13 protein-coding genes and 1 riboswitch are annotated in these 10,488 nt (G+C 59.9%); of the genes, 9 read left to right on the plus strand and 4 right to left on the minus strand.

Features of this window, described 5'->3' with window-relative positions:
* Positions 1–79: 79 nt before the first annotated feature.
* Complete coding sequence (locus HMPREF0308_RS00195; protein WP_005527627.1) at positions 80–919, minus strand: NAD(P)-dependent oxidoreductase; 840 nt, start codon at positions 917–919, stop codon at positions 80–82.
* A 46-nt stretch (positions 920–965) separates the two neighbouring features.
* Positions 966–1,031, plus strand: a riboswitch (guanidine-III (ykkC-III) riboswitch).
* A gap of 75 nt (positions 1,032–1,106) precedes the next feature.
* Between HMPREF0308_RS00195 and HMPREF0308_RS00200 the strand changes: the two genes are divergently transcribed.
* The gene (locus HMPREF0308_RS00200; protein ID WP_370445667.1) at positions 1,107–1,274 is read left to right on the plus strand and encodes a DMT family transporter; all 168 of its coding nucleotides are present in this window, start codon (positions 1,107–1,109) and stop codon (positions 1,272–1,274) included.
* 74 nt (positions 1,275–1,348) lie between these two features.
* On the opposite strand, the gene HMPREF0308_RS13530 is transcribed toward HMPREF0308_RS00200, so the two are convergent.
* Positions 1,349–1,885: a cell envelope integrity protein TolA gene (locus tag HMPREF0308_RS13530; protein ID WP_115340842.1), complete on the minus strand. Its 537-nt coding sequence runs from the start codon at positions 1,883–1,885 to the stop codon at positions 1,349–1,351.
* A gap of 164 nt (positions 1,886–2,049) precedes the next feature.
* Here HMPREF0308_RS13530 and hemL point away from each other — a divergent pair, with 164 nt between their 5' ends.
* The 7 genes from hemL (at position 2,050) to HMPREF0308_RS00235 (ending at position 8,536) form a co-directional block, all read left to right on the plus strand.
* On the plus strand, positions 2,050–3,375 hold the full coding sequence (gene hemL / locus HMPREF0308_RS00205) for a glutamate-1-semialdehyde 2,1-aminomutase (protein WP_005527632.1): 1,326 nt from the start codon (positions 2,050–2,052) through the stop codon (positions 3,373–3,375).
* A 59-nt stretch (positions 3,376–3,434) separates the two neighbouring features.
* Positions 3,435–4,043, plus strand: a complete 609-nt coding sequence (locus tag HMPREF0308_RS00210; RefSeq protein WP_005527634.1) for a histidine phosphatase family protein — start codon at positions 3,435–3,437, stop codon at positions 4,041–4,043.
* A 9-nt stretch (positions 4,044–4,052) separates the two neighbouring features.
* The gene (locus HMPREF0308_RS00215; protein ID WP_005527635.1) at positions 4,053–4,655 is read left to right on the plus strand and encodes a TlpA disulfide reductase family protein; all 603 of its coding nucleotides are present in this window, start codon (positions 4,053–4,055) and stop codon (positions 4,653–4,655) included.
* Positions 4,656–5,477 carry a cytochrome c biogenesis CcdA family protein gene (locus HMPREF0308_RS00220; protein ID WP_005527636.1) on the plus strand — a complete coding sequence of 274 codons (822 nt, stop codon included), beginning with the start codon at positions 4,656–4,658 and terminating at the stop codon, positions 5,475–5,477.
* 33 nt (positions 5,478–5,510) lie between these two features.
* Entirely contained in the window at positions 5,511–7,154 is a 1,644-nt protein-coding gene (locus tag HMPREF0308_RS00225; protein WP_005527637.1) for a cytochrome c biogenesis protein ResB, read from the plus strand.
* An 84-nt stretch (positions 7,155–7,238) separates the two neighbouring features.
* A complete protein-coding gene (gene ccsB, locus HMPREF0308_RS00230; RefSeq protein ID WP_005527638.1) occupies positions 7,239–8,279 on the plus strand; it encodes a c-type cytochrome biogenesis protein CcsB in 1,041 nt (346 codons plus the stop codon).
* Entirely contained in the window at positions 8,279–8,536 is a 258-nt protein-coding gene (locus tag HMPREF0308_RS00235; RefSeq protein ID WP_005527639.1) for a helix-turn-helix domain-containing protein, read from the plus strand. The genes ccsB and HMPREF0308_RS00235 overlap by 1 nt, the downstream gene beginning before the upstream one ends.
* Before the next feature lie 162 nt (positions 8,537–8,698).
* Here the strand turns inward: HMPREF0308_RS00235 and HMPREF0308_RS00240 are convergent, their stop codons facing one another.
* Positions 8,699–8,983 carry a hypothetical protein gene (locus HMPREF0308_RS00240; protein WP_005527640.1) on the minus strand — a complete coding sequence of 95 codons (285 nt, stop codon included), beginning with the start codon at positions 8,981–8,983 and terminating at the stop codon, positions 8,699–8,701.
* Positions 8,984–9,024: 41 nt separating this feature from the next.
* On the opposite strand from HMPREF0308_RS00240, the gene HMPREF0308_RS00245 reads away from it, so the two are divergent.
* On the plus strand, positions 9,025–9,354 hold the full coding sequence (locus tag HMPREF0308_RS00245) for a DUF4229 domain-containing protein (protein ID WP_005527641.1): 330 nt from the start codon (positions 9,025–9,027) through the stop codon (positions 9,352–9,354).
* A 17-nt stretch (positions 9,355–9,371) separates the two neighbouring features.
* Here the strand turns inward: HMPREF0308_RS00245 and HMPREF0308_RS00250 are convergent.
* A partial coding sequence (locus HMPREF0308_RS00250; protein ID WP_080548582.1) for an MFS transporter occupies positions 9,372–10,488 on the minus strand: 1,117 nt, incomplete at its 5' end.

Consider the following 10,488-nt stretch of genomic DNA (forward strand, 5'->3'; position numbering starts at 1 on the left):
CAGGCTTTGCCAGGACACAGGCGATAACGCGCAGCTGGCGCGGGTGCTGCGCGAAATCGTCGGCAACCGCTAGCTCGTACTAGCCCTTGTTGCGGAATACAAAGATGGAAGAGAAGTCCTGGTCGCCGTGGCCCATGGACTGCTGTTCCTCAAAGCGTTCGATGGCGGCGTGCACTGCTGGCAGCGGCTTAGAAGAGGTAGCCTCCATCAGCTTGGCGTCCTTGCACAGGGCGTCGACAGTGAAGTCGCCCGGAGTGGTGTTGCGCTCACCCGTGATGAACGGGCCCTTCATGTTCTTGATGAATGCCAAGCCGGTGATGTCGAGCATCTCCAGAACGACTTCAGAGTCGAGGCCCTCGGACTCGCCGAGCTGCAGAGCCTCGAGCAGGCCCTCAGCGGTAACAGCGAGCGCCAAGTTGGCAAGCAGCTTGCCAATTGCCGCGGTGGCTGCCGATTCCACACCGATGAGCTTGTTCTCACCAGCCCACGGCTCAACCAGGTCCATGGCCTGTTCGCGACGGTCGTCGTCAGGCGTGCCCACGTAAACGCCTAACTCACCATTTCGCGCCGGGCCAAGGGAGCCCACTACCGGGGCATGGACGTAGGACTCCACCGCCGCGGCGAACTCGCGGGCGGCCTCCGGGGAGACGGTTGTGGTATCAATCCAGGTCACGCCCTCCGGAATGAGGTTGGTGTCGATAACACGCTCTCGGATGTCATCCGGGCCGAACAGCGAAGTGATGATGACCTCAGCATCTTTTACCGCATCCTCCGGGGTGGCGGCGAGAGTGGCGCCTTCGCGGACAAGCGGCTGCGCGCGCTCGGCGGTGCGGTTCCACACGGTGACGTCGTGGTTAGGGATGAGGTGGCGGACAAGCTCGCTACCCATGCGGCCGGTTCCAAGGAATGCAATCTTCATGGCTGCCAGTGTGCCATTACCCGGCGCAGGTGTGCCATGATTAGGCGCAGGCGCGCAGCCTGTGCGTTCCGGACGAGGGAGCCGTACCCGGTAGCGCGACAAGACGGCCAGAAGGAAAAGTCATGGCTTGGTTCATTCTGATCGCCTCCGGTGCTTTCGAAGCCGTATGGGCGGCTTGGCCTGGGCCATGAAAACCATCCCCGTGGGCACCGCCTATGCGGTGTGGGCCGGCTTCGGTGCCGTGGTCACTGTCAGTTATTCAATCCTGGCCGGCCACGAAGCCGCTACCGTGTGGAAGATCCTTTTCCTAGCAATGATCATCGGCGGCATCGTGGGTCTGAAAGTGGTGCATTAAGCATCGTGGGCCTGAATGTGGTGCATTAAAACGCACCACATCACTAACCGCATTAGCGAAGTTCGCTAATGCGGTTAGTGAGGCAACGGAATGTAGATGTCCTCAGGGCGAGGCAGCGGTGGTGGCTTAGGGATCTGATCGATACCTCCCTGTACCTCGGGCGGTAACGGGATTGCTGTTGGAATCTTTGGCGGTGGTGGGAGAGCCGGCGCGGGAAATTCTGGCAGCTTGGGCATCTGTGGAAAAGCAGGTCCCGGCGCAGGCGCTGGACGTGGAGCCGGCCGCGGTGCAGGGGCCGGGGCGCGGACGGTGACAGTGTGAGTTTGAGGCAGGTGCTCCTGGTCTAGTTGGCCTTGGCCGAGTGCATTTTCGGCAGATTGCAGCTCCTGGTTTGGTGCCGCTCCTTCCGGTGCCGTTGTGGCGGAAGTCTCTGGTGCCAAGCGGGTGATGGGTTGCGGAGCCGCGCCGGGATCCCACGCAGTGGCGCTTGAGGTGGTTGGTCGAGCCGTCTTGTCCTCTTGCATGGCTACTGGAGTGGTCTCGTGTGTTGTGCAGGAAACGCACAGTGTAGTGCCCAAACCCAATACGCAGATAAGCAAGCGCGAACGCATAATTCTTCCCCCGAAGTTGTGACGTTTGCCAGCGCAACCCCCTGCGCTGAACTTGTGGTGCCGTCAGTGTAACCGCATTGTGGACAGCCCGCACGGCGAGTGTGCGAACGTGCTGCAAGACGCGCAGGAGACTCCAACTTTTGTATAGTGCTAAAACAGTTACAATGTTGGCTATGCCTAATACGAGTCAGCAGCCAGTTTCCCAGTCCACCCAGTGGTTCGAGCGCGCCACCAAGGTCACCCCAGGTGGTGTGAACTCCCCGGTCCGTGCCTTCGGCTCGGTCGGCGGCCAGGCCCGCGTCATCGCACGCGGCGAAGCTTCCCGCCTGTGGGACGTCGACGGCAACGAGTACGTCGACCTGGTTAGCTCCTATGGTCCGATGATCCACGGCAACGCACACCCGGCAATCGTGGAGGCTGTTCAGAAGGCAGCAGTCGACGGTCTCTCCTTTGGCGCGCCGACCGAGGCGGAAACCCTGCTGGCAGAGCGCATTGTGGAGCGCACCGCAGTAGAGCAGGTCCGCCTGGTCAACTCCGGCACGGAGGCCACCATGTCCGCAGTGCGCCTAGCCCGCGGTTACACCGGCCGCGCCAAGGTGCTGAAGTTCGACGGTTGCTACCACGGCCACGTCGACGCCCTGTTGGCCTCTGCTGGTTCTGGTGTGGCCACCTTCGCCCTTCCTGACTCCCCGGGTGTCACCGGCGCTTCCGCTGCCGACACCATCGTGGTTCCTTACAACGATCTCGATGCCGTGCGCGAGGCTTTTGCCGCGCACCCAGGCGAAATCGCCTGCATCATCGCTGAGGCAGCGGCCGGCAACATGGGCACCGTCGCCCCGGTAGAAGGCTTTAACGCAGCGCTGAAGGACATCGCGCATGCCGACGGCGCGCTGCTCATCCTCGACGAGGTCATGACTGGTTTCCGCACCTCCCACAAGGGGTGGTTCGGCGTCGACAATGTGGCGGGAGACTTGGTCACTTTCGGCAAGGTTGTATCTGGCGGCCTGCCTGCTGCTGCTTTCGGCGGCCGCGCCGACGTCATGGCTTACCTGGCGCCGGCTGGCCCGGTGTACCAGGCGGGCACGCTCTCCGGTAACCCGGTGGCAATGGCTTCTGGCCTGAAGTCCCTTGAGCTGGCGAACGAAGAGCTTTACCCACGTCTGGCTGCTAACGCAGACCGCCTCACCGGCCTTATCTCCGCTGCCCTGGATAAGGAAGGTGTGGCCCACAACATCCAGCGTGCCTCGTCGATGTTCTCCATCCGCTTCGCAGAGGGGCAGGGCAATAACTTTGACGACATGAAGGCTGCCGATACTTGGCGCTTTGCGCCGTTCTTCCACGAGCTTTTGCAGGGCGGCGTCTACGTTCCGCCGTCAGCTTTTGAGACTTGGTTTGTTTCGGACGCCCTGACCGACAATGATTTTGAGGTAATCGAAAAGGCGCTTGCTCCGGCAGCGCAGGCGGCAGCAGCGGCAGTTCGCCCGCAGTAGTGCGCTAGTCTACTTGCGCACTAGCGCAGCAGCTCACGTAAAGAGCGAAAGGAACATTTATGTCGACAACCATCGTCCATCTGGTTCGTCACGGTGAGGTCTACAACCCAGACAAGATTCTCTACGGGCGCATTCCGGGCTACCACCTGTCTTCCCGTGGACACTCCATGGCGGCGCGCACGGCAGAGGCATTCCGCGGCCACGACGTCACCTACCTGGTGGCCTCCCCGCTGCAGCGCACGCAGGAAACCGCGCAGCCGATCTCCAAGGTCACCGGCCTTGACGTTGAGATCGACAAGTCCGTCATCGAGTCTGGCAACCGCTTTGAGGGCCTGCGCACCAAGGGCTGGAACTCCCAGCTGTGGAACCCACAGCGCTGGCCGCTGCTGCGTAACCCGCTGCAGCCTTCTTGGGGCGAGCCCTTCGAAGAGATTGCCGCGCGCATGATGAACGCCGTCGAGCGCGCACGTCAGAAGGCAGAAGGCCACGAGGCCATCATCGTCTCTCACCAGCTGCCCATCGTGATGGTGCAGCGCACCGCACTGGGCAAGCGCCTCGCGCACGCCCCGTGGGATCGCGAATGCGATCTGGCTTCGGTCACCTCCCTGGTGTTCCAGGACGACCAGCTGATCGACATCTTCTATTCTTCACCTGCACAGGCGATTTAAGGCAGAGCTTTGAAAAACACATTCCTCCCCGTGGCGGCAGCTGTACTCGTTGCAGCGACCACTCTTGCGGGCTGCGGTCAAGATGCCGATAACGCGCAGAATGCCGTAGCTACCGGCGGTACTTTCGAGTTCTTTGCTCCGGGCGGTCAGAAGGAAATCACGTACGCGCCGGATCAGCGCAAGCCGCTGAAGTCTTTCACCGGTGAAGATCTCCGTAACGAGGGCAAGACAATTTCCCTGGATGACTTTTCGGATCAGATCGTCGTGCTCAACTCGTGGGGACAGTGGTGCGCGCCGTGCCGCTCCGAGTCCGATGACCTCCAGAACGTCCATGCCGAGCTGACCAAGCGCGGCACTGGAACGGTCTTGGGAATCAACGTGCGCGACTTCAACCCGGAAATCTCGCGTGACTTCCTCGAGGACAACGGCCTTGGGTACCCGTCCATCTATGACCCGCCATTCAAGACCGCGGCGGCTCTCGGTGGTGTGCCCACCTCGGTGGTGCCCACCACCATCGTGCTGGACAAGCAGCATCGCCCAGCCGCAGTTTTCTTGAGGGAAATCACCGATAAGGACGTCCTCGCAGTCGTGGACTCATTGGAGAAGGAATAAATGGAGCACATTCTCGCCGCCGGTGTCGGTGAGGCCTTTGCGGATACCGTCGCAGCCGGCCCGCTTCTGCTGGGAATTCTTGCCGCAGCAGCAGCGGGTTTGGTCAGTTTTGCTAGCCCCTGCGTGGTGCCCTTGGTTCCGGGCTACATCTCTTACCTGGCCAGCGTGGTCGGTGGTGAGGTGAGCTACGACGCGGAGCTAGGGGTGGGCGTCGGAAAGCGCCGGCAATGGGCCGTGGTGGCAGCAGCTTTGCTGTTCATCCTGGGCTTCACGGTGGTCTTTGTGCTCGCTACCGTTTCTGTCTTTGGTGCGATCTCTGCGCTCACGCTGAATTCGGAGATGCTCATGCGCGTCGGTGGCGTGATCACCGTCCTCATGGGCGTGGTGTTCATGGGCGTGGTTCCAGTGTTGCAGAAGGATACCCGCATGGCTCCGCGCCGCTGGACCACGTGGCTCGGCGCACCGTTGCTGGGCGGCGTCTTCGCGCTTGGCTGGACCCCGTGCTTGGGCCCTACTCTGGCGGCTATCATCTCCGTTTCCGTCGGCACGCAGGGCATGACCGCGGTGCGCGGCACCCTGCTCATCATTGGTTATTGCTTGGGCCTTGGCTTGCCCTTTCTCCTCGTTGCTTTGGGCTCCGCCCGCGCTATGCGCACCATTTCGTGGATGCGCAAGCACTCTCGTACCATTCAGATCATCGGCGGCATCGCCATGATTCTCGTGGGCCTCGCGCTGGTTAGCGGCATGTGGGGTAATTTCATCAACTTCATTCGTCAGTGGACTGTTCAGTGGACTGTCGAGTACGGCGCGACGCTGATCTAGAAGGCATATAAGGCTTAGAAGGCACGGAGAGATATGAAACTTATAGTGAGCTATCTGCGTAAAGCATGGCATTGGCTGACCAGCATGCGAACCGCGCTGGCGCTGCTGTTCCTGCTGGCCCTAGCCGCAATCCCCGGTTCGCTGCTGCCGCAGCGTGACCTCAACGAATCCAACGTCACGGACTTTGTCGAGTCCCACGGCAAGGTAGCGGAGATCTACGACAAGCTGCAGCTTTTCGACGTCTTCTCTTCCATCTGGTTCCAGGCCATTTTCATCCTCCTGATGATTTCCCTGGTGGGCTGCATCATCCCGCGTTCCTGGGAGCACTACAAGGCATGGAAGACTCCGCCTACCCGTGCGCCGAAGTACCTGGACAAGATGCCGCTGCATGCAGAAGGCCACTCTGAGCATTCCCCGGAAGAGATCGAAGAGGCCACCCGCAAGCTGCTGAAAAAGTGGCGCGTTTCGGAGACGAGCGCCGCAGATGACCGCGCCGGCCTCAAGTCCTTCTCCGCGGAGCGCGGATACGCCCGCGAGCTGTGCAACCTCATCTTCCACGTCGCTCTCGTGGCAATCCTGCTGACCGTGGCCGCGGGCCGTTTGGTCAACTATGAAGGCCAGGTCATTGTGGTGACCGAGTCGGGCTCCCAGGGCAAGGAAGCCAGCCTCGAGCAGTCCACTGAGTTCTGCAATACCTCGACCTCGAACTATGACTCCTTCCGCGCAGGCTCGCTTTTCGACGGCACCGGGCTCCACCCGTTCTGCTTCGTGGCGCATGACTTCACGGCGGATTACCTGGATAACGGCCAGGCGGAGATGTTTACCTCCAACGTGTCCTACGCGGAGGGCGATGACATCTACACGGATCATTCCTCCTGGAAGGACTATGAGCTCAGGGTGAATCACCCGCTGCGCCTTTCCCACAACCGCGTCTACCTGCAGGGCCACGGCTACGCGCCGACCGTGACGGTGGAGTGGCCCAACGGTGAGAAGCGCACCCAGACCATCCAGTTCCGCCCCGATGACTTAGTTCGCTTCCTGTCCTCCGGCGTCATGCGTTTTGACCCGCCGGCTGGCATGTACCCGGACTTGTTTGAGCGCCGCCAGAACCAAATCGCCATCCAGGGGCTCTTCGCACCGACCGCGCAGTGGTCCGGTGAGAACGGCCAGTTGCTCACCTCTGCTTACCCGGGCCTGACCGATCCGGCACTGGCCATTGACATCTACCGCGGCGACGCCGGCCTGGATACCGGTACCGCGCAGTCCATCTTCGATCTGGACTCCTCCCTGGTGCACTCGGGCCAGCTGCAGAAGATTGACCGCGTGAACCTGAGCCAGAACGAGTCCGTGACGTTGGACGACGGCACCAAGGTCACCTTCAACGGTGCCTCCCAGTTTGCGAATTACCAGATTTCTTATGACCCATTCCAGAAGTGGGTCTTGGTCTCGGCCCTTTTGATGCTTGTCTCCTTGGTGGGCTCGCTGGTGATCAAGCGCCGCCGCATCTGGGTGCGCATCAGCCCTGCCGCTGACGGCGGCACCGATATCCAGATGGGTGGACTGGCGCGCACCGACCGTGCTGGTTGGTCCGAGGAGTTCTACGCAGTCCACCGAGCACTGCTGGAGCTGCCGGATCCAGACGAGGTCGAAGAAGACGAGATCTGGGTAGAGGATTAAAGCTATCCGCCAAAAGTTTGAGGTGGATAGCGTACGAGAGTATTGTATGCAGGAACTATTGAGAGCTAAAGCGCAAGGTTTTACATGCTGATTGATCAGAATCTGTCGAATTTCTCCGACATTGCCGTGCAAACGGCCTTCGTCATTTACGCCATCGCGCTATTCATTTCGCTGGTGTACTACGGTCGCATGCAGGGAGTCATCGATGCCCGCCGCGCCGCAGCCGCCAAGAAGGCGGAGTCCAAGCAGGCAGTGCTTGCGGGCGGCAGCGCTTATGCGCCTGAGGACGACGCCGCGCTTGCCGACGCCACCCCTGCCGACACCTCCGATTCCGTTTTCCACGCTGATGAAGCCCGCGTGCGTGAGGAAAAGGCTGACAAGCTCGGCGGCATGACCCAGATGCTCATCTGGCTCGGCATTGTCTTGCACGTAACCGCGATTGTGCTGCGCGGTCTGGCAACGCACCGCTTCCCATTCGGCAACCTCTACGAGTACGTCTTGATGGTCACGGCCGGTGTCCTGATCGTGGCTAACATCGCGATGCAGCGTAAAGAGTGGCGCACACTGTGGCCATGGATGTTGACCCCGATCTTGGCGCTGATGTTCTACGGCTCCACCAAGTTGTATGCGGAGTCGGCACCGGTGGTTCCGGCGCTGCAGTCGCACTGGTTGCCCATCCACGTGACCGTGGTTTCCCTTGGTGCTTCTATCGGCATCATCTCCGGTATCGCTTCGCTGCTGAGCATGCTGCGCGTGTGGCAGCCGAAGGGCAAGGAGCATGGCTTCTTTGGAACGGTGGCAAAGCCACTGCCTTCGGCTAAGAAGCTGGACCAGCTGGCATACCGTCTGGGCATCGTGACGCTGCCGACCTTGGGCCTGGGTATCGTCCTCGGTGCCATCTGGGCTGAGTCCGCTTGGGGCCGCTTCTGGGGTTGGGACCCGAAGGAGACCGTCTCCTTCGCCACCTGGATTCTTTACGCCGCTTACCTGCACGCTCGCGCGACGCCGTCCTGGCGTAAGTTCTCGCCGTGGATCAACATTGCGGCGACGTCGCTCATGATCTTCAACCTGTTCTTCATTAACATGGTTGTCTCCGGCCTGCACTCCTACGCAGGGCTGAACTAATGCCGGATACTCACAAGCCGCGTAATAAACAGGGCAAACCGGCGGGTGATAACCCGCAGCTGCTCGCCATCGGAGCGGAGTTCGCGGCTCGCCGCCGCGAGTTGGGCATCCTGCAGCAGCAACTGGCCGATGCCGCAGGCGTATCTCGCTCCACTCTGCACACCATCGAGCACGGCGGCACCGGCGTGCGCTGGGAGAAGGTCACCGCGGTGGCCGAGGCCCTCGGTTTAGAGATGAGCTTCCAGCCGCGCACTTAGCGGCGTAGCTTTCCATCACTTTCTTCATGGTCCCATTGCTTAGGTCCCTTTGTGGGGCAATGGGACCATGAAGCGCGTTTTCAGGGTTGCCGTTACTCGTAAAGCTACCCGTAGAGAGGGACCTTTAGAGGGAGACCATTCCGCGCCGGCGGAGAATGCACCCTACTTCTCGTCCGTTTCGTCGCGCGGAGGCTCGTCGCGGTGGCTCTCGCGGCGCTGTTGACGGCGGCGCTCCTCGGCTTCCCGCTCGGCCTGCAACTCGCGGGCGCGGCGTTCCTTGAAGCGCTCTTTCTCGAGGTTCCACAGGAACTCTTCATCGTCGTCTGGGCCCTTGATGGCTGGGCGCTGCTCGACCTGTTCCGGCTTCTTCCAGCTGGAAGGGCCAAACGCCTTCCACACCAAGTAGACGGCAAGGACAACCAAGACAAGTAAAATCAAACGACCCATGCGTTATATCCTACGGAATCGAAAGCGTAGACTTTAGCCACATGACTGATACTTCTTCCGCATCCCACCCAGAGCCGCCGACGCCGGACCCTGAGCTGCGCCGTCGCTCCCGCGCCGCGCTTTGGAGGTACGGCTTGGCCCGCGTGGTGCTTTTTATCCTTCTCACGGTGGTCATCGAGCTCATCGCCATCCTGGCAGGTTTCCCCATTCCCGTACTGCTTGCAGCGCTGCTTGCCCTATTCGTGGCGCTGCCGCTGTCGATGCTCGTGTTTAAGAAATGGCGCGTAGAAGCCACCGAGACCTTGGCTGAGTATTCCGCTCAGCGCAAGGCTCATAAGGCCTGGGTCCAAGCGGAGTTGGCAGGCCGCTAGCTTTCACATCGTGGCATTCAATTACTTCGGAGGAACGGCTTTGTGAGCTTGTTCCATAACGAAGGAAGCGCAGTAAACAGTGCTGTGCCGAGGCCGGCGATGATTAATGCAGCGTTCGGTCCAGCGGCAGATACCGTCGGTGCACCCACAATGTATCCAACCAGCATTGCCGAATTGTTAATCGTCCCCATCGTTACTAACGCTTTGGGCTTAATCTTTGGATCGACGGCGCTGACGACCACTATTCTTAGAGCAGACACTTGGAGTCCATTAAACATTCCAGCCAATGCGAAAAGCGGAATACAGAGAAATAACGCGGGCACAAAGCCTGGGATCGAGATGCAGATCCCCATTCCTATTCCACTTTTGATCAAGGTCGCTAGGGCGTTTGCCTTCGTAAGTCTTGCTGAAAATCTTGCGCCTAAAATCCGTCCCACGACAAAACACTGGGCGACTATTGCATATAAAAACCCGCTGGTATTCAGGGACTGAGTGGCGAAGAACACGAGAGCCACGTTAAAAATCGATGTGAAGATAATCGCGGCCCAGATGCTTGTCAGCGCCTGACGCGAACGTGGATTGTTAAGAAGTATTTTTGGAGCTTCAACAATGCTGTGCAGAGGACTTGGGGCCTCGGCCTTGAGAGTGTGGGGGGAAGTTGATGGAACTAGGGGCCAATCTTGTCTTTGCAAACGCTGCACCACAATAATTGAGCTCCCGACGGCTAGGGCCTCCAATGCAAATACTGTGCGTAGTGAGGCGATGTCTAGGAATCCGCCGCCGAGTACAGGGCCTACGAAGCTGCCACATAGCCGAGCCGTGTCCAAGTAGGAAAAAGCCCGCGCTTGGTCCGAGGCATCTAGGCTTGAATCTGCAATTGCGTAATAGGCTGGAATGGTAATCCCACTCAACGTAGCTACTACGATATTTCCTGCGATGAGAGTGAGCGTTGATGGAAAGCCGCACAAGAAAATGAGAGTAAGGCACTCAAATATTGTTCCAAGCTTTGCCACCGTAAAAGGATTTGCTCGATCAAAGAATGGTGTCAAAAGAGGGGACACAAATACCTGCGCGCAGGCCCCTGTTACTAGAACAGTGGCCACAAGTGCTTCACCGTTTGGCCGAGTGGCGAAG

Source organism: Corynebacterium striatum ATCC 6940, assembly GCF_000159135.1.
Classification (GTDB): domain Bacteria; phylum Actinomycetota; class Actinomycetes; order Mycobacteriales; family Mycobacteriaceae; genus Corynebacterium; species Corynebacterium striatum.